The 582-nt window shown below is 44.5% G+C and carries 2 protein-coding genes; one reads left to right on the top strand and one right to left on the bottom strand.

Features of this window, described 5'->3' with window-relative positions; genetic code table 11:
* Positions 1–353 (top strand): antitermination protein N (locus CSC70_RS14205; RefSeq protein ID WP_246189442.1); only part of this gene is annotated, 353 nt, incomplete at its 5' end.
* On the opposite strand, the gene CSC70_RS14200 is transcribed toward CSC70_RS14205, so the two are convergent.
* The coding region (locus CSC70_RS14200; protein WP_211369514.1) for a super-infection exclusion protein B at positions 354–582 on the bottom strand (229 nt) is incomplete at its 5' end.

Here is a 582-nt window from a genome sequence, read left to right as displayed (position 1 = left end):
CACCAAAGCTAACTGACAGGAGAATCCAGATGGATGCACAAACACGCCGCCGCGAACGTCGCGCAGAGAAACAGGCTCAATGGAAAGCAGCAAATCCCCTGTTGGTTGGGGTAAGCGCAAAACCAGTTAACCGCCCTATTCTCTCGCTGAATCGCAAACCGAAATCACGAGTAGAAAGCGCACTAAATCCGATAGACCTTACAGTGCTGGCTGAATACCACAAACAGATTGAAAGCAACCTGCAACGTATTGAGCGCAAGAATCAGCGCACATGGTACAGCAAGCCTGGCGAACGCGGCATAACATGCAGTGGACGCCAGAAAATTAAGGGAAAATCGATTCCTCTTATCTAGTTACTTAGATATTGGCCTTGGCTTTATCTCAATATTATATGGATCATAGCTGGCAACTAATTCAGTCCAGTAAATATCCTCAATAGGGAATAATATATGCTTTCCATTCCATCGGGAAAAAGTTTTGTTCAACACACCAAGCTCAATCAACTCACTAATGTATGGGAATTGTTTTGATGTAACCACATACTTCCTGCCTTCATTAAGGGCTGCGCACAAAACCATAGAT

This window comes from Pseudoxanthomonas kalamensis DSM 18571 (assembly GCF_010211745.1).
Lineage (GTDB): Bacteria > Pseudomonadota > Gammaproteobacteria > Xanthomonadales > Xanthomonadaceae > Pseudoxanthomonas_A > Pseudoxanthomonas_A kalamensis.
This window is presented reverse-complemented; position numbering and strand designations above follow the sequence as displayed.